Origin of the sequence: Bradyrhizobium symbiodeficiens (genome assembly GCF_002266465.3) — a bacterium.
In the GTDB taxonomy this organism is placed as follows: Bacteria; Pseudomonadota; Alphaproteobacteria; order Rhizobiales; family Xanthobacteraceae; genus Bradyrhizobium; species Bradyrhizobium symbiodeficiens.
The window spans coordinates 993,810-1,012,385 of record NZ_CP029427.2; the positions used below are offsets into that span (position 1 = coordinate 993,810).

At 65.0% G+C, this 18,576-nt stretch carries 12 protein-coding genes; 4 read left to right on the top strand and 8 right to left on the bottom strand.

The features are described 5' to 3' along the window. Positions 1–140 precede the first annotated feature (140 nt). On the bottom strand, positions 141–4,886 hold the full coding sequence (gene gltB, locus CIT39_RS04650; protein WP_094973191.1) for a glutamate synthase large subunit: 4,746 nt from the start codon (positions 4,884–4,886) through the stop codon (positions 141–143). A gap of 490 nt (positions 4,887–5,376) precedes the next feature. On the opposite strand from gltB, the gene CIT39_RS04655 reads away from it, so the two are divergent. Further along, a complete protein-coding gene (locus tag CIT39_RS04655) occupies positions 5,377–6,150 on the top strand; it encodes a hypothetical protein (protein WP_094973190.1) in 774 nt (257 codons plus the stop codon). Positions 6,151–6,276: 126 nt separating this feature from the next. Here the strand turns inward: CIT39_RS04655 and CIT39_RS04660 are convergent, their stop codons facing one another. Both CIT39_RS04660 and CIT39_RS04665 read right to left on the bottom strand, forming a co-directional pair. Continuing rightward, complete coding sequence (locus CIT39_RS04660) at positions 6,277–7,047, bottom strand: alpha/beta fold hydrolase (RefSeq protein ID WP_094973189.1); 771 nt, start codon at positions 7,045–7,047, stop codon at positions 6,277–6,279. 151 nt (positions 7,048–7,198) lie between these two features. Further along, positions 7,199–7,669 carry an Hsp20 family protein gene (locus tag CIT39_RS04665; RefSeq protein ID WP_162308344.1) on the bottom strand — a complete coding sequence of 157 codons (471 nt, stop codon included), beginning with the start codon at positions 7,667–7,669 and terminating at the stop codon, positions 7,199–7,201. Between the two features lie 219 nt (positions 7,670–7,888). Here CIT39_RS04665 and CIT39_RS04670 point away from each other — a divergent pair, with 219 nt between their 5' ends. Then, entirely contained in the window at positions 7,889–8,836 is a 948-nt protein-coding gene (locus tag CIT39_RS04670) for an alpha/beta fold hydrolase (RefSeq protein ID WP_094973187.1), read from the top strand. Between the two features lie 45 nt (positions 8,837–8,881). Here the strand turns inward: CIT39_RS04670 and CIT39_RS04675 are convergent, their stop codons facing one another. Then, positions 8,882–11,647 (bottom strand): di-heme-cytochrome C peroxidase, encoded by a 2,766-nt coding sequence (locus tag CIT39_RS04675; RefSeq protein ID WP_094973186.1) that lies wholly within the window; start codon positions 11,645–11,647, stop codon positions 8,882–8,884. Between the two features lie 195 nt (positions 11,648–11,842). Beyond that, on the bottom strand, positions 11,843–13,639 hold the full coding sequence (locus tag CIT39_RS04680) for an adenylate/guanylate cyclase domain-containing protein (protein ID WP_094973185.1): 1,797 nt from the start codon (positions 13,637–13,639) through the stop codon (positions 11,843–11,845). A 222-nt stretch (positions 13,640–13,861) separates the two neighbouring features. Between CIT39_RS04680 and CIT39_RS04685 the strand changes: the two genes are divergently transcribed. Continuing rightward, positions 13,862–14,494: a LysE family translocator gene (locus tag CIT39_RS04685; RefSeq protein WP_094973184.1), complete on the top strand. Its 633-nt coding sequence runs from the start codon at positions 13,862–13,864 to the stop codon at positions 14,492–14,494. Positions 14,495–14,548: 54 nt separating this feature from the next. Here CIT39_RS04685 and CIT39_RS04690 read toward each other — a convergent pair whose 3' ends face one another. Continuing rightward, on the bottom strand, positions 14,549–15,301 hold the full coding sequence (locus CIT39_RS04690) for a sulfite exporter TauE/SafE family protein (RefSeq protein WP_094973183.1): 753 nt from the start codon (positions 15,299–15,301) through the stop codon (positions 14,549–14,551). An 89-nt stretch (positions 15,302–15,390) separates the two neighbouring features. Between CIT39_RS04690 and CIT39_RS04695 the strand changes: the two genes are divergently transcribed. Further along, complete coding sequence (locus tag CIT39_RS04695; RefSeq protein WP_094973182.1) at positions 15,391–16,281, top strand: LysR substrate-binding domain-containing protein; 891 nt, start codon at positions 15,391–15,393, stop codon at positions 16,279–16,281. A gap of 108 nt (positions 16,282–16,389) precedes the next feature. On the opposite strand, the gene CIT39_RS04700 is transcribed toward CIT39_RS04695, so the two are convergent. Both CIT39_RS04700 and hisN read right to left on the bottom strand, forming a co-directional pair. Beyond that, positions 16,390–17,355, bottom strand: a complete 966-nt coding sequence (locus CIT39_RS04700; RefSeq protein ID WP_094973181.1) for a Bug family tripartite tricarboxylate transporter substrate binding protein — start codon at positions 17,353–17,355, stop codon at positions 16,390–16,392. 17 nt (positions 17,356–17,372) lie between these two features. Continuing rightward, positions 17,373–18,155: a histidinol-phosphatase gene (gene hisN, locus CIT39_RS04705; RefSeq protein WP_094973180.1), complete on the bottom strand. Its 783-nt coding sequence runs from the start codon at positions 18,153–18,155 to the stop codon at positions 17,373–17,375. Positions 18,156–18,576: the final 421 nt, after the last annotated feature.

The following is an 18,576-nucleotide window of genomic DNA, read 5'->3' on the forward strand; positions in this document are numbered from 1 at the left end:
CGCTTGAATTCTTTGTTCTCTCTCCCCTCATCCTGAGGAGCGGCGCGCTCTTCGCGCCGCGTCTCGAAGGATGAAGGCCCGGATGGCTGTCTCATGGTTCGAGATGGCGCTTCGCGCCGCCTCACCATGAGGCTTTTTCCCTACGCGCCGATCGCGATTTTCGGCTCGGCGTCCGCGTTGGCAGCCATTTCGCGCAGCGCGCGCCGGTACTCGACCGGCATCACCTTGCGGAATTTGGGCAGCCATTCCTTCCAATTGGCCAGGATGTCGGCGGCGCGCTTGGAACCGGTGGCTTTCGCGTGGCGCGAGATCAGCACGTGCAGCCGCTCGACGTCGGAGGCGAGCAGGTTTTTGAACACGTCGACCCGGCCGTGCGCTTCGAGGTCGCCGGAGGCGTGATAGGTGTCGGCGTTGATCATCTCCTCCGACAGCACGGGCTCGAGCTCGACCATCGCCATGTTGCAGAGACGGTCGAAATCGCCGGTCTCGTCGAGCACGTAGGCGATGCCGCCGGACATGCCGGCCGCGAAGTTGCGCCCGGTCTTGCCGAGCACGACCACGATGCCGCCGGTCATGTATTCGCAGCAATGATCGCCCGCGCCCTCGACCACGGCGACCGCGCCCGAGTTGCGCACGGCAAAACGTTCGCCGGCGATGCCGCGGAAGTAGCACTCGCCCTGGATCGCGCCATACATCACGGTGTTGCCGACGATGATGCTTTCTTCCGGCACGATGCTGCTGTTGGCAGGCGGCTTGACGATGATCTTGCCGCCCGAAAGGCCCTTGCCGACATAGTCGTTGCCTTCACCCTCGAGCTCGAAGGTGACGCCGTGGGCGAGCCACGCGCCGAAGGCCTGGCCCGCGGTGCCCTTGAGGCTGACATGGATGGTGTCGTGCGGCAGGCCGGCATGGCCGTAGATCTTGGCGACGGCGCCCGACAGCATCGCGCCCGCGGAGCGGTTGGTGCTGTTGATCTTGGCCTCGATCTTCACCGGCGCGCCGCGGTCGAGCGCGGGCTGCGCCTGCTCGATCAGCGTGCGGTCGAGCACCGCCTCCAGATGATGGTTCTGGCGCTCGGAGTGATAGATCTTCTGGCCCTTCTCTTCCTTCTGCTTGACGAACAGCTTGGAGAAGTCGAGACCCTTGGCCTTCCAGTGCGCGACCAGCTTGGTCTGGTCGAGCAGTTGAACCTGGCCGATCATCTCGTTGAAGCTGCGGAAGCCGAGCGAGGCCATGATCTCGCGGACTTCCTCGGCGACGAAGAAGAAGTAGTTGATGACGTGCTCGGGCTGGCCGGTGAAGCGCTTGCGCAGCACGGGGTCTTGCGTCGCCACGCCGACCGGGCAGGTGTTGAGATGACACTTGCGCATCATGATGCAGCCGGCCGCGATCAGCGGCGCGGTGGCGAAGCCGAACTCGTCAGCGCCGAGCAGCGCGCCGATCACGACGTCACGGCCGGTGCGGAAGCCGCCGTCGACCTGGACCACGATGCGGCTGCGCAGCCGCTCGCGCACCAGCGTCTGGTGGGTTTCGGCGAGGCCGATCTCCCACGGCGAGCCGGCATGCTTGATCGAGGTCAGCGGCGAAGCGCCGGTGCCGCCTTCGAAGCCCGCGATGGTGACGTGGTCCGCGCGCGCCTTGGCGACGCCCGCGGCGACCGTGCCGACGCCGATCTCGGAGACGAGCTTGACCGAGACGTCACCGGTGGGGTTGACGTTCTTGAGGTCGTAGATCAGCTGCGCCAGATCCTCGATCGAGTAGATGTCGTGATGCGGCGGCGGCGAGATCAGGCCGACGCCCGGCGTCGAGTGCCGGACCTTGGCGATGGTCGCGTCGACCTTGTGGCCGGGCAGCTGGCCGCCTTCGCCGGGCTTGGCACCCTGCGCCATCTTGATCTGCATCATGTCGGAATTGACGAGATACTCCGTGGTGACGCCGAAGCGGCCCGAGGCAACCTGCTTGATCGCCGAGCGCATGCTGTCGCCGTTCGGCAGCGGCTTGAAGCGGTCGGCTTCCTCGCCGCCTTCGCCGGTGTTCGACTTGCCGCCGATCCGGTTCATGGCGATCGCAAGCGTGGTGTGCGCCTCGCGCGAGATCGAGCCGAAGCTCATCGCGCCGGTGGCGAAACGCTTGACGATGTCCTTGGCCGGCTCGACCTGGTCGAGGGTGACAGGCTTGCGCTTGTCCTCCTCGGCATTCTTGATCCGGAACAGGCCGCGCAGCGTCAGAAGCCGCTCCGACTGCTCGTTGAGGATCTTGGCGAAGGCGCGATAGCGCTCCAGCGAGTTGCCGCGGGCGGCGTGCTGGAGCAGCCCGACCGACTCGGCGGTCCATGCATGGTCCTCGCCGCGGCTGCGATAGGCATATTCACCGCCGACATCGAGCGCGCTCTTGTAGACCAGAGCCTCGCCGAACGCGTCGGCATGACGGCGCACCGCCTCCTCGGCGATCTCGCCGAGGCCCACGCCCTCGACGCGGGTATGCGTGCCGGCGAAGAATTTTCCGACGAACTCGGCCTTGAGACCGACCGCGTCGAAAATCTGCGCGCCGCAATAGGATTGGTAGGTCGAGATGCCCATCTTGGACATCACCTTCAAAAGGCCCTTGCCGATCGACTTGATGTAGCGCTTGACGATCTCGTAGTCGTCGAGCGAGCCGGGCAGGCGGTCCTTCATCGCGACGATGGTCTCGAACGCGAGATACGGATTGATCGCTTCGGCGCCGTAGCCGGCAAGGCAGGCGAAGTGATGCACTTCGCGCGGCTCGCCGGATTCGACGACGAGGCCGACCGAGGTGCGCAAGCCCGTGCGGATCAGGTGATGATGCACGGCGGCGCAGGCCAGCAGCGACGGGATCGGCACGCGGTCGGTGCCGACCATGCGGTCGGACAGGATGATGATGTTGACGCCCTCGCGCACCGCGCTTTCGGCGCGCGCACAGAGCTCATCCAGCACCTGGTCCATGCCGGCCGCGCCGAGACCGGCGTGGAACGTCGTGTCGAGCGTACGCGACTTGAAGTGGGAGTCGGCGACGTCCGAGATCGAACGGATCTTTTCGAGATCCGCATCGGTCAGGATCGGCTGGCGCGCTTCGAGACGCTTGGTGGTGGCAAGGCCCTGCAGGTCGAACAGGTTCGGCCGCGGCCCGATGATGGAGACAAGGCTCATCACCAGCTCTTCGCGGATCGGATCGATCGGCGGATTGGTGACCTGCGCGAAGTTCTGCTTGAAGTAGGTGAACAGCGGCTTGGCCCTGTCCGACAGCGCCGAGATCGGCGTGTCGTTACCCATCGAGCCGGCGGCTTCCTCACCCGTGGCTGCCATCGGCGTCATCAGGATCGCGATGTCTTCCTGGCTGTAGCCGAACGCCTGCTGGCGATCGAGCAGCGACAGGTTTGAGCGCACGCCTGTCGTCGGCACCTTCGGCAGCTCTTCCAGCACGATCTGGGTCCGCTCCAGCCACTCCTTGTAGGGATGGCTCCGGGCGAGATCGGCCTTGATCTCGTCGTCGGGAATGAGACGGCCCTGTTCGAGGTCGACCAGCAGCATCTTGCCGGGCTGCAGCCGCCACTTGGTGATGATCTGGTCCTCGGGGATCGTCAGCACGCCCATTTCGGACGCCATCACGATGCGGTCGTCCTTGGTCACGAGATAGCGCGCCGGCCGCAGGCCGTTGCGGTCGAGCGTGGCGCCGATCTGACGGCCGTCGGTGAAAGCGATCGCGGCGGGGCCGTCCCACGGCTCCATCAGCGCGGCGTGATATTCGTAGAAGGCGCGGCGCTTCTCGTCCATCAGGGGATTGCCGGCCCACGCCTCCGGAATCATCATCATGACGGCGTGCGGCAGCGAGTAGCCGCCCTGCACCAGGAATTCGAGCGCGTTGTCGAAGCAGGCGGTGTCCGACTGGCCTTCGTAGGAGATCGGCCAGAGCCGGTTGATGTCCTTGCCATAGAGCTCGGAGCTGACGGAGGCCTGGCGCGCCGCCATCCAGTTGGTGTTGCCGCGCAGCGTGTTGATCTCGCCGTTATGCGCGATCATGCGATAGGGATGCGCCAGCGACCAGGCCGGGAAGGTGTTGGTCGAGAAGCGCTGATGCACCAGCGCCAGCGCGCTCTCGAAATCCTTCTCGTGCAGATCCGGATAGTACTTGCCGAGCTGGTCGGCGAGGAACATGCCCTTGTAGATCACGGTGCGGCAGGACATCGAGCAGGGGTAATAGCCTGCAAGCCCGCGGTCGCGACGCTGGTAGATCGCCTGCGAGATCGACTTGCGCAGGATGTAGAGCCGGCGCTCGAAATCGTCCTCGGTCTTGGCGGTGCCGTTGCGGCCGATGAACACCTGCATGCAGGCGGGCTCGGTCGGCTTCACGGTGACGCCGAGCGAGGAATTGTCGGTCGGCACGTCGCGCCAGCCGAGCAGGGTCAGGCCCTCTTCCTTGATCTGGTCGGCGATGATGCTCTTGATGACGTTGCGCCATGCGGTGTCGCGCGGCATGAACAGCGCGCCGATGGCATATTCGCCGGGCTGAGGCAGCGCGAAGCCGAGCTCTCCGGCCTTGCGGCTGAAGAAGGCGTGTGGGATCTGCACCAGGATGCCGGCGCCGTCGCCGGCACGCGGGTCCGCGCCGACGGCGCCACGGTGCTCGAGGTTGCAGAGGATGCTCAGCGCATCCGCCACGATCTCGTGGGACTTCTTGCCCTTGATGTTGGCGATGAAGCCGACGCCGCAGGAATCCTTCTCCAGGCTCGGATCGTAGAGGCCAACGGCTGGCGGGCGCGAATTGTGTTCCTGAATCGGTGAGGTGATCGGATCAGTCGTTTTCGAGGCGACCGTCGCCGACAGTTGTTCTGCCACGATGTTTGCGCTCTCGAATTGCGACCCGTTCATTGTTCCAATCCTCTCCATGCGGCAAGCTGCCTCACCGCCACCTTCGGCGCACCTTGGGCGTACCGCGGCACCCGCCTCTGGGTCACCGCTCGTCCGCTGCGAGCCGCATTTTCTTAAATTCAGGCTAGGCGTTCTTCGTCCCCGAGAACGGCTTTGCCTGTTGCCTTATGGCGCTCGAAAGCACCGACTTTCGTTGCAATCCCTATGCCGGAACCGCAAGCAAAATTGAGACAGTCTTCCTGTCCTAAACGTCACCTTGCCAAATTTTTGTCTATCACACAAGCGTGCGGAAGTCCCGATTCCCGATATGTCAATCGATCGCTTTCCGAAAGTTGCGCAGCCCCTGTTTTGAAGCAAACGCGCCCCGATCCGGCCCTGTGGGCGCCGAAATCCCGAATGAAGCTTCGGATCAACCCCTCGAAAGGCGCGCCACGCCACGAGAAGCGAAAGAGCGCGACGCCTTCGGGGGCCTGACAGGAGCGTGTCGACCATGAAGTTTTTCACAGGATGTGTGGCTGCCGCCACGCTGGTGCTCGCCATCAGCGCCGGGCACGGGAAGGTTTTGGCGCAAGTTCCCGCGAACGGTATCGCGAGAGGGGTGATCGCGGTGTCGGATTTCGACGGACCCTATGCGCGGCCCGAAGCCGCCCCGCCACCACCGTCGCGTTACGGCCAAGGCTATGGTTACAACTATGGCTACGAAGAGCGCGGTCCGGCGCTGCTGCCATCGACCGAGGTCTATGCGGTCTTGCGCGAAAACGGCTTCTCGCCGCTCGGCATCCCGCGCCTGCGCGGCAGCGTCTACACCATCGCGGTGATCGACCGTCGCGGCGACGACGGCCGGCTCGTCATCGATGCGCGCGACGGGCGGATCATCCGTTTCATGCCGGCCGCCGACGCCTACGGCATGGCCCCCGCCGTCGAGGAGCCCGCAATCGGACCCTATGGCCGGCAAAGCGCGCTACCGCCGCCGACCGTGATCCGCGCCGGCCCGCCTCGCCCACCGGCCTTGATCCCGCACGTGGCCAGCCGCACCGTGCCGTTGCCCAGGGCCGCCCCGCCACGCGGGCAGACGCCGGTCGCAGCCAAGCCGGCCGAGCCTGTGGCTCAGCAGGCTGAAGCGCCGAAGACTCAACCTGCGCAGCAGACCGCGACAGCGGCGGCCAAGCCGGCCGAGGCCGCTGCGTCGACCGTCGGGCAGGCCAAGCCTGCTCCGGCGATCCTGCCTACGCAGGAGATGCCTGCGGCACAGGGGCTGGATTAGCTGCCGCCAAACTGCTTCCCGGAGTCCTGGATCCCCGTCTTCACGGGGACGACCCAGGGGAGAGAGTTGAGCAAAACAAAAGGCGCCTGAGTGCTCAGGCGCTTCTTGCATCTCAGCACTCGCGCCTCAGCTCCGCGGGTACCCCGCGGCGTCCAGGATCAAATCCGCCACCTCCTTCGGATGCGACACCAGCGAGAGGTGGCCGGCATCGAGCTCAACGGTGGTCGCGTTCATCCGCTTGGCGAGGAAGCGTTCGAAATCGGGATTGATCGTGTAGTCGTTCTTCGACACCGCGTACCAGCTCGGCTTCGAATGCCACGCCGCTTCCGTGGTGCGGCCGGCGAAGATCGAGGCCGCGGTCGGCCATTGCACGGCGTAGAGTTCCTTGGCCTGCTCGGGTTTCACGCCGTTGGCGAAGTATTTCAGGAAGGCATCTTCCGAGAGCTTGGTGTAACCGTCGCGTTCGACGACGCCGGCGCGCACCGGGCCGGTCGGAAATTGCTTCGACAGCGCGACGAAATCCTCGTTCGCATCGGGTGCGCGGGCGGCGACATAGACGAGGCTAGTCACCTTCGGATCGGTGCCGACCTGGCTGATCACGGTGCCGCCCCAGGAATGCGCGACCAGCACGGTCGGCCCGTCCTGCTCGGCCAGCGCGCGCCTGGTCGCCTCGACCGAGTCCGCGAGCGACGACAGCGGATTCTGCACGGCGGTGACATGCAGGCCTGCGGCCTGGAGGATCGGGATTACCTCCGACCAGCTCGACCCGTCGGCCCAGGCACCGTGCACCAGCACGACGTTTTTCGCCTTCACCGTTTGCGGCGTCTGCGCATGGGCAAAACTGATGGGGGCCGTCAGCAGGCTCGCGGCGACGAAAAGGCTGCGCCAAAGTGTCATGATCGTTCTCCGTCTTCTTCTGATGCGATGTCCAAAGGACGGAGCGTGCGGCGGCGAAGTTACGCGTCCTCACCGGTCTGTGATGCGGCGCAAAATAAAAACGCCCCGGGGCACCGGGGCGTTTTCGTAACCTGGAAGTGGCGTGTGCGATTTAAGCGGCGACTTGCGCGGCCGAGTTCTCGATCACCTGTGCGCCTTGCGCACCGGTATTGATCGCAATCTGGCGCGGTTTCTTCGCCTCTGGAATCTCACGGACGAGGTCGACGTGAAGCAGCCCGTTCTCGAGCGAGGCGTCCTTCACCTGGACAAAGTCGGCAAGCTGGAATGCGCGCTCGAAGGCACGCGCGGCGATGCCGCGGTAGAGCACTTCGGCCTTGCTGTTCTCGTTGGCGACCTTCTCGCCCTTGATCGTCAGCGTGTTTTCCTTCGCGACGATGGAGAGCTCGTCCTTGGCGAAGCCCGAGACCGCAACGGTGATGCGGTAGGCGTTCTCGCCGGTACGCTCGATGTTGTAGGGGGGATAACCGGGGCTGCCATCCGAACCGGCCTGGTCGAGCAGGCTGAAGAGGCGGTCGAAGCCGACAGTGGAACGATAGAACGGGGTGAGGTCGTAGGTACGCATGGTCAAGTCCTCCATTGAGCGACTGTTGGGTAACCCGCCCGCCAATCGGGCCGGGCTTTCGTCTGTGTGCAGCCTGATGTTCCGGTTTCGAAACACTGGTAGCGGCCTGCACCAAGGTGATATGGGTTCAGGGGAACGGCGTTCAAGAGGGCGGAATTGGCGCCTTTTCGGCGCTCCCGCTCCTGATTTGCAGCACGTCGCGCCCAACCACCTCCCATCATGACGCTGGTCTCGATCCCGTCCAATCCCGTCCCCGAAGACGTCGTCAGCGGTACCATCAAGACGCCCGATGGCGCCGAGCTGCGCTTTGCGCGCTGGGCGCCGCCGGCGAACCGCAAGGGCACGGTCTGCGTCTTCACAGGACGCAGCGAGCAGATCGAGAAATATTTCGAGACCGTGCGCGATCTGCGCGACCGCGGCTTTGCGGTGGCCATGATCGACTGGCGCGGGCAGGGTCATTCCTCGCGCCGCCTGCGCGACCCGCGCAAGGGCTATGTACGCGATTTCTCCGATTTCGAGGTCGACGTGGAGGCCTTCGTTCAGCAGGTCGTGCTGCCCGATTGCCCACCGCCGTTCTTCGCGCTGGCCCACTCCATGGGCGGCACGGTGATGCTGCGGGTGGCGCATGCGGGCAAGCGCTGGTTCGACCGCATGGTGTTGTCGGCGCCGATGATCGACCTGCCCGGCCGCACCACCTCGCTTCCGGTGCGCGCGCTGCTCAAGACCATGCGCCTGCTCGGGCAGGGCGGCCGTTATGTCCCCGGCGGCAGCGACCGCCTTACCGGGCTCGATCCCTTCATCAACAATCCCGTGACCAGCGATCCGGTGCGCTATGCACGCAATGCCGCGATCCTGGAGGAGGATCCGACGCTCGGGCTGGCGTCACCGACGGTTGCCTGGGCCGATACCGCCTTCCGCGCGATGCACACCTTCAAGCGCACGAACTACCCCTCGCAGATCCGCCAGCCGATCCTGATGCTGGCGGCGTCCAACGACGCCGTGGTCTCGACCGCGGCGATCGAGGAGTTCGCCTATCACTTACGCGCCGGCTCCCATCTCGTGATCGCCGGCGCCAAGCACGAGATCCTCCAGGAGCAGGACCGCTACCGCTCCCAATTCTGGGCCGCCTTCGACGCCTTCGTGCCGGGCACGCCGCTGTTCAAGTGAGGGGGTCTTCTCCCTCTCCCCGCAAGCGGGCTAGGTGAAGATCAGCTACAACGTCTTCAGATACTCGATCAGATCGTAGCGCTCGGCATCGTTCTTGAACATCCGCCCGATCACGCCGTCGCGCTTCGGTTCGCCTTCCCTGCGCTCGAAGGAATGGCCGAGCACGCTGTTGCCCTGGATCGGGTCCTTCTCCGACCCCGCCGAGAACTGCGTTTCGCCCGTCTTGCATGTCTCATCCGCGGTCACCGCAAAGCCGACGGTCACGGGATCATAGTCGCGGCGGCCCATGCAGAATTTGGTCGGGCGCTCGCTCGCCGGCTTCAGCAACCAATATAGCGACGGTACCGAACCGTTATGCAGGTAAGGCGCCGTTGCCCAGATGCCGTTCAACGGCCGCGCGCGATAGCGCGGGTCGGGCGCCGGATTGAGACAGTTCTTGCGCGCGAGATTCCATATTTTCGCCCGTTCGGCGTCCGGGACCTTCTCGTCGTCCATCCATTTGCGGGCGACGAGGTCGACCACCGTCATGAGGCCGAGCGCGTAGACCATCTCAGTGGGCGATTTGCTCGCGGTCGGGATGTCGCACTGCCACCATGTCTGGAGGTCGGCCGTATTCACCTTCAGGAAGCCGGGCACATCGACGATCCTGTTGCTGAGAACAAGGGACTGTTCGGGATCGGTGTTGATCTCCTTGAGGGGAATCGTGACCGCGTTCAGGACCTTGCTGTCGCCGCTCGGCTCCCAATGCTTCGATGACCAGAAGGCCGGGGTGTCGATGGCCGGAAGGTGGCACCCGGAGCACATCTCGGCGTAGATGGCGCGGCCGCGCTCGACGCGATCGGGCTTCAGCCGCCATGCATCGCCGAGGATCTGCGAAGGCCATTTCGGCGCGAGCAGGCCGCCGAACTTCGGGCCGGCGGAAGGATCGACCGTCTTGAACGGATCGGGGCCTCTCAGCATGTCCTCGATCCAGCCGAGTGTCCTGATGTTCACCGAGGACCGCCACAGCCGGTCCTCCGGATAGGCGTCGGACAGGTTGAGCAGTGCGGTCACTCCGAGCGCTTCGCCAGCGTTGCGGATCAACGGCTGCTCGATCGAAGCGTCGTATTGGGCGAATTTGAACCAGGGCACGGTCCAGATCGCGGGATAGCTGACCGGCGCGTCCTGGGCGTGCAGGTTCTTCTCGAACCCCTTGATCCCGCTCAGCGCGAGATCCTGGGAGAAGACCTGGTTGCCGATGCGATTGAGCGCGTCGAGCCGGCCGAACCCTTCTTCCGTGTCCTGCTGCTGCCTGCCGTTCCAGGTCTTCTTGCTTTCAACCGTCTTTTGCTGGGTTTTCGCCCAGTCGATCAGGAACGTGCCGATCGCGCTGAGCTTCTGCTTGAGCGCAGCGCGGTCCGTCTTGCTGGCATCGGGGCCGAGCACGCGATCGGCAAAACGCTGGAAGCGGAACGGGACATAGAGCGTGTAGGCGATCGACAGGCCGGTCGAGAGCTCGAGCTTCTTCAAATCGGTCATGGCCGGGCCGCCGTCGAAGCGCACGTCCACGCCCTGATAATGGATCTGGCCGGTGTGGCAGGCCGCGCAGGTCAGCCCGATCTTGTCCTCCTCGCGACGGCCGGTCGCGGGATCGACGACGCCGGTCATCCGTGCGAAGCCGACCGGCAGTCCGTCGACGTTCTCCGCCGGCGTCCATCTGGTCGACCAGTCCGGCGCCTGCGTCGTCTCATAGACATTGGCGTAACCGAAGCGGCGCAGTGTCGTGGTGTCGGTCTGAACCGATTGCGGGCTCGGGATGAAGCCGAAGCGTTCGAGATAGGCGCTCTCCTTGATCATGCCCGGCTTCGAGAACAGATGGAGGCGCGGCTGCTCCAGCGCCATGAACCATTCATAGGGCACCGGGAAGGTCGCGGTGCCCTGGCTGGCATGATGGAACCAGTGCCGGTCCTTCAGCGACCAGTTCTGCTCGAGCCAGAAGGCGGCCTTGGCCTCCGGGACCGCGGGCAAGGGCGGCGGCAAGAGATTTACGAGAATTCCCTTCTGCGGCAGCACGGCACGAACCTGATTGGGGAATTCGGCCACCGCGACGAGGGTAACGAGGCCGATGGCGATCAGCAGGGCTGCAAGCTTGAGGGCACCCCGCACCACGCGCTGGCAGGTCGACAGTATCGGTTGCGATACGAGCCGCTGGTTGATCCGCGCGGGGAGTTGCCGCTCGTTGAACAGCGTGCGGACGTCGGCAACGCCGAGATAGCGATCCTCGCCCGTGCCTTTGCCGATGATCTTCAGGAGGATTGGCCATTCGAACTTCATCAGCAGCGGGTAGTACCAGCGCGCGGCGCTGCCGGCGCGCTTGAGGTTGTCGCGCATGAAGATTTCGATTTCCGAGGCGTTGAGGCCCAGCTCGGAGCCACCGTTCGGATCGGTGTAAGTCCGGCCGAAACTCGCGAACCGCGCGATCTCGCCCTCGTTGACCTTGCCGTCGACGCCGAGGATGCGCGAGCCGGCACCGCGCTTGTCCAGCGGGCCGCCGCGCAGCGCATCGAGTTGTGCGCCCGAAAAGATGCTTTTGAGGATGTGACCGAGACCGTTGGCGATCAGCGCCACGCCGCGGACCTGGAGCCGGGCGGACGCCTTCTTCAGCCCGGTTTCGCCGGTCGCGTTCGCGATCGTCTCCGACAGCTTGCCGAGCGGGACAGTGCCGCCCTCGACAAAGCCCTCGCCGACGAGGCCGCGCAGGAAGGGGCAGGGATTGTTCGGCGAGACCTGGATCGAGGGGGCGAGCGGCGGTTTCGAAACGGGGTCATGCATGGCCCAAAATCCTGAAAACAGCGAATCGTGAATGAGGCGCCGATCAAGCGCGGAAAGTTCAAACAAACCGACAACGTACTATACTACTTCAGCGTGTGGCGAAGTGTGGCCCAATTCACTGTCCCATCAACAAGGGCAGGCAGGTTCTGGCCAAAGAATTGAGAGAATGGCTGCGGGGGGCCTATGGCCTGCCCGTCAGGACTCGGCGGCGCGTTTGAGGTCGCTTTGCACCAGGGTCAGCTTGGCGAGCGGCACGCCGGCCTTCAGCAGCCCTTCGCGATAGTGGGCGAGATCCTCAGGCCGTTTCCAGTGGAAGTTGCGCAAGTGACGATCGACATTGAGAGTTGGGTAGTTGCCCATCAGCACGCCGGTCGCCTCGCTCGCCTCGGCGCTCCGCCCCAATTGTGCCAGGGCCGCGGCGCGGATCGCCAGCGCCTGCATGTGGTTCGGGTTGATGTAGAGCTGCTCGCGCGCCCATGACAGGGTCGCGTCATATTGGCGCAACAGATAATGACTGAACGCGTTCAGCGCCGCCCATTGGTAGCGCGGGTCACTGTTGTCGCGCTGCGCGGCCATCGAGAACAGCTCGATCGCCTCCCGGTGCTCGCCGATGACGAAATGGCAGATGCCGAGCACGCCGCGCGCGCCCATGTCGTAGGGATTGAGCGCGACTGCGCGCTTGGCCGCGTCCATCGCTGCCTCGTAATGCCCTTCCATGGCATGTGCCCAGGACAGGATCGAGAACGTAAAGGACGAGCGCGGGTCGAGCCGGACGCTGGTCTCAGCGAGGTTCATCGCCTCCGCCCACATCTCGCGCGTGCCCTTGACCCAGCCGAACTGGATGCTCTGGATCTGGATCGTGGCGAGATAGGCGTGCGCGATCGACAGTTTGGGATCGACCCTGATGGCTTCCCGGAACAGGTCGACGGCGGCAGTCAGGTCCTCCTTGGTCTGCCGGTAGTAATGCGACAGTCCCTTGAGGAAGCGATCCCAGGCGGTGACGTCCGTCGAGAGCCGCGCGGGCGCCGAGGCTTCCGCCCGGACGATCTCGGTGGCGATGGCGGCGGACAGATTGGTCGTGATCTCGTCCTGCATCGCGAAGAAGTCGCCGATGTCGCGGTCGTAGCGGCCGGTCCAGAGCTGCTCGCCGGTTTCCGGCGCGATCAGCTCGGCGGTGACGCGGATCTTGGCTCCGGCGCGCCGCACCGAACCCTGGACCAGATAGGTGGCGTCGATCTCGCGTGCGATCAGGCGGGTGCTGGTGTTCGTGCCCTTGAAGGCGAAGGTCGAGTTGCGGCTCAGCACGCGATAGAAGGATTGCAGCGACAGCGCGTGGATCAGATCCTCGGTGAGGCCGTCGGAGAAATACTCGTCCTGGGCATCGCTGAGATTGGCGAAGGGCAGCACGCCGACGATCGCGGTGCGGTACTGCTGCGAGAGGGCGGACGCCTCCCGAAGCTCGGGCGCGAGCGCCGGCGCACCCTCGGCTGTCCAGGTCCAGACCCCGACCGGATCCTTGATGTTCTTGAAGCGATGATTGCCGGCATCGACCAGCGGCACGGTGAGATGCTTGCTCGCCTCCTTGTAGGCCTTGGCCGAGATCGCAAAGCCGCCGGGGCTCGCCACCGATTCCAGGCGGACGGCAATGTTGACATCGTCACCGAACACTTCGTCCTCGTCGGCAATGACGTCGCCCATGTGGATGCCGAGGCGGAACTGCATGGTGCGGTCGGCCGGCAGATGGCGGTTACGCTCCGCCATCAGCGTCTGCATCGCGATGGCGGCCTCGGTGGCGCCGACGATCGAGGGGAATTCCAGCAGGAAGCCGTCGCCGGTGTTCTTCACGACGCGGCCGCCGTGATTGAGGATGATGGGATGGATCGCGCTGCGATGGGCCTTGAAGGCAGCATGGGTGCCGGCCTCGTCGCTGCCCATCATGCGCGAATAGCCGGCGACATCGGCGCAGACGATGGCAGCCAGACGTCTTTCCATAGTCCCGGACTCCAAGGGAAGGCAAACCGGCCGCAGCGTGGCAGTCGCCTCGAATCCCGCATTTCAAGAACCCTGCCTTTATAAAGCAGATGCGGCCGAGCGGAAGTATGATCCGTCCTGCAAATTCGAGGCAAATCCGACGCAATTCCGGCGGTGGACGGCGAAGGACGAACCGACTAAGCGGAAACTGCGACCGCCCCGATGGCGGCAGAGGCACCTCGCATGCTGGGCATTCACGAAATCTGGCTCTTCATCCTGTCGGGCGTGCTGCTCAACATCACGCCAGGGCCTGATTCCGTCTACGTCATCGGCCGCAGCATGCAGATGGGCTGGCGGGGCGGAGCCGCGGCCGCATTCGGCATCAGTTGCGGCTGTTTTGTCCATGTCGCGGCCGCTGCGATCGGCCTTTCGGCCCTGCTGATGGCCTCGTCGACCGCCTTCTCGATCCTGAAGCTGGTCGGCGCGGCCTATCTCGTGTTCACCGGGCTTCAGATGCTGTGGTCGCGCCCGGTGCTGGCGGCGGCGCTCGACGAGCCGGTACGGAGCTCGCTGCGGCGGGTCTTCCTCCAGGGGGTCTTCACCAATGCGCTCAATCCCAAGGTCGCGCTGTTCTTCCTGGCCTTCCTGCCGCAATTCGTCGCAGCCGATTCCGCACACAAGCCGCTCGCCTTCCTGACGCTCGGCCTGATCTTCATCTTTACAGGGACGCTTTGGTGCCTGGTGCTGGCCGCGTTCGCGGCCAAAGCCGCCCACCGCCTGCGCGAGTCCGAAGGCGCGATCGCCTGGGTCAACCGCGCGCTCGGCGGCCTCTTCATCTATCTCGGCATCCGCGTCGCCATGCTGGAGACGCGGTAAGCTCATTCGAACAATGATGGGAGCCGGGGTCGTGCAACCCAGCCTGCAAAGGCTCTACGCAAACTCCTTCGCCAGCGCGCTGCCGGCGAGATAAACGCCGAGCAGGATCATCGCGATCAGGAACCAGCGGCGGAACGCTTCGGCCGGCATTCGTGCGCGCACCGATTGGCCGATGAACATGCCGGCGAAGGCCATGGCCATGCCAACGGCGCCGGGCACGGCATTGGCCGGCGTCAGCAATCCGCTGGCGGTGAGGTTGAAGGCGAGCGCCAGCGTCGCCGTCGTGAAGAACACGCCGAGCGCCTGCACCAGCTCGTCCTTCTCCATGCCGATCGCCTGCATGAACGGCATCGAGGGGATGACCTGCACGCCTGTCGAGGCCGAGATCACGCCGGTGATCACGCCGACCACGCCGCCGACCCATTTCTCGTTCTTCGGCGCGACGTGGAACTGGAATTTGTTCAGCCCGATGATGGCGTAGATCACCAGGAGGACGCCGAGCACGATCGTGCCATAGCGGGCATGCGGGCCGGTCAGCGCGCCGGCATTGAGCCAGCAGCCGATCACGGTGCCGATCATCAACGGCCACAGCCGCCTCAGGATGTCGCGCAGATAGGGGCCGACGAAGGTCTGCCAGATGTTGGTGACGATGGCGGGCACGATGACGATGGCGATCGCGCGGCTTGGTGCCATGCTCACCGCGAGCAGGCCCATGGACACCGTCGGCAGGCCGAGCCCGACCACGCCCTTGACGAATCCGGCGAGGAGGAAGACGGCGGCGATGAGGATGAGAAGCGGGTCGACCATCCGGGCACATTGACCGAAGCCGCGCCGGCGCACAATCTGGAGGTTACGGAGTAAGCCTTCGTTTCAGACGAAGTCTGCGGAGACCTGCCATGCGTTTCGACCTCGTCGACCTCCAGCTCTTCATCGCGGTCGCCGACCAGCGCAGCATCACCCGCGGCGCGGAGCGGTCGCATCTGGCCCTGGCCTCGGCCAGCGCGCGCATCAAGGGGCTGGAGGACGCGCTCGGCGTCGCGCTGCTCAAGCGCGGACGGCGCGGCGTCGAACTGACCGCGGCCGGCGAGAGCCTGCTCGACCATGCGCGGCTCGTGATCCACCAGATCGACGCCATGCGCGGCGATCTCGCCGGCTTTGCCTCGGGCGTGCGCGCCAGCGTGCACTTCCTCGCCAACACGTCGGGCCTGTCGGAGCATCTGCCGAAGGCGCTGGCCGGCTTCCTGCGCGAGCATCGCGATGTCGCAGTCGACATCGAGGAGCGCGAAAGCACCGACATCGCAGCCGCAATCACCGCGGGCGCGGCCGATCTCGGCTTCGCCGCCGAGCACGCGCTGCCCGACCACATCGAGCGCTTCCTGTTCAGCGAGGATCGCCTGGCACTGGTGACGTCGAAACGCGGCCCGTTCGCCGGCCGCCGCCAGATTGATTTCCAGGAAGCGGGGACGTGCGACTTCGTCGGCCTGACCAGCGCCACCGCGCTCCAGATGCATATTTCGAAGCACGCGGCGAGGCTCGGCATGCGCCCGCATTTCCGCGCGCGCCTGCGCGATTTCGACGCGATCTGCCAGATGGTCGCCGCCGATGTCGGCGTTGCCCTCGTGCCCGAAGCCGCCGCCCGCCGCTGCGCGAAGCTGATGCCGCTCGCCATCGTCCGCCTGCGCGATGCCTTCGCCAACCGCCGCCTCGTGATCTGCGCGCGCAGCTTCAAGGCACTGCCGCGGCCGGCGAAGCTGCTGGTGGAGCATTTAAGGGCGGAGGCGGTGTGAAGCACCACAAACTCGTCATGCCCGGGCTTGTCCCGGGCATCCACGTTCTTCGTACCTTGGAGGATGGCGTGGATGGCCGGGACAGGCCCGGCCATGACGGTGTGGTGTCTACTTCGCCGTCTCCACGCCGGCGTCCTTGATCACCTTCGCCCACTTCTTCGTCTCGTCCGCGATGAACTGCCGGAAATGCTCCGGCTCGTCGCCGACCAGCGTCGCGCCTTGCGCCGCGAGCTTCTCCTTCACCGCCGGATCCGCCATGGCCTTCGTGGCCAGGCCGTGCAGCGCGGTGACGATCTCGTTCGGCGTGCCCTTCGGCGCGACCATGCCGTACCAGTTCTCGACGCGCAGATCGGGAAAACCGGCTTCCGAGAGAGTCGGCACATCGGGTGCGGTCGGCGCGCGCGCGGCCGAGCCGATCGCGATCGGCCGCAAGGCGCCCGCCTTGACCTGCGGCAGCAGCACGGGGAGATCGAGGAACGTCATCTGCACCTGCTGGCCGAGCAGATCGTTCACCGCCGGCGCCGCGCCGCGATAGGGCACGTGCACGATGTCGATCCTGGCCGTCAGCTTGAACAATTCACCGGCAAGGTGCGGCAGGCTGCCGGGACCGGAGGAGGCGAAGTTGAGCTTTCCGGGCTGCGCCTTGGCCAACGCAATCAGCTCGCCGATGTCCTTCGCCGGCACATTGGTGGCAACCACGAGCATTTCCGGCACGGTCGCGACCAGCGTCACCGGCGTGAGATCGCTCAAGGTGTCGTAGGCGACCTTCTCCATGCTCGGGCTGATCGCGAGCGCGCCGGCGCTGGAAATCGCGATGGTGTAACCGTCCGGCGCGGCCTTCGACACCGCGTCGGTGCCGAGCACGCCGCCCTGGCCGCCGCGATTGTCGATCAGCACCGGCTGGCCTGACAGCTCCGACATGCGCTGGCCGATCACACGCGCGATGATGTCGTTGGGCCCGCCGGCCGGGAACGGCACGATCAGCTTGATCGGTTTGGTGGGAAAATTCTGCGCGGACGCCAGCGTCGGCAGCAGAAGCAGGATTGCGAGGAGGAGCGTGCGGCGAGTTTTCATGCAGGCTCCCCGCCCTCTTACCCGTTGAGCAGTTTCAGTGCTTCTTCGTGAACTCTGGCGTCGCCGGCCGCTACGATGCGGCCGCCGCCCTGGGCCGGCTGGCCTTCCCAGGTGGTGACGACGCCGCCGGCGCCGGTCACGATCGGGATCAGCGCCGCGATATCGTAAGGCTTGAGCTCGGTCTCGACCACGAGATCGACATGGCCTGCCGCCAGCATGCAATAGGAGTAGCAGTCACCACCATAGCGCGACAGGCGCGCGCCCTTCTCGATGCGGCTGAAAATGGCGCGGTCGCGCTCGTTCATCAGCAGCGGGCTGGTGGTGTAGGTCGTGGCCTCCGAAAGCGAGGCGCAGCGGCGGACCTGAAGCCGGCGCTCGCCGGACGGGCCCTTGTAGATGGCCGAACCATTGTCGCCGGAGAAACGCTCGCCGATGAAGGGCTGGTGCATCATGCCGTACACCGGCACACCCTTGTGCAGCAGTGCGATCAGCGTCCCCCAGATCGGAAAGCCGCCGATGAAGGATTTGGTGCCGTCGATGGGGTCGAGCACCCAGACATAGTCGGCGTCCTCGCGCTCGTTGCCGAATTCCTCGCCGACGATGCCGTGCTGGGGGAAGTTGGCCTTGATCAGCCGCCGCATCACCGCCTCGGCGGCGCGGTCGGCCTCCGTGACGGGGTCGAATTCCCGGGTCTTGCTCTTGTCGTCGATCGACAGTGAGGTGCGGAAGAACGGCAGGATGGTTTCGCCGGAGGCGGTGGCGAGCCGTCCGATGAAGGCGGAGAAGTCGATCACCGTCACAGGCCGAATCCTCAAAGCGAAAGTGGAATGAAGCTCCCTCCTGCCTAGCTCAATTCGCAGCCCGCGTGCAGCGCTGTCTTGAATTTGCACCCTGGTATTTTGGATGCCGAAGCTAACTGCCCCATCCAAGTCACCTGCTGGCCAAATATCGATCATAGAGTTGAAAACTTAGTTCCGATCATGCCTTGTTCGTATGCAAATGACTATCAACCCATTGAATTTCCTTATCAAAGAAACTGAATCTGGGTTTCCGTAGAAGCAATTGAGCCATGTGCAGATTGCATGGGAAACGGCTCAAAAGCCCTTGCACTTTGTGCGGCGCGGTCGCATATTGTTGCGGTGCGGTAGCGCTCTGCGTTACCGCTGCCCTCCTTGGGCGTTTCCTCCCTAGACTTGGGCCGCTTCTTCATCAGAAGCGGCC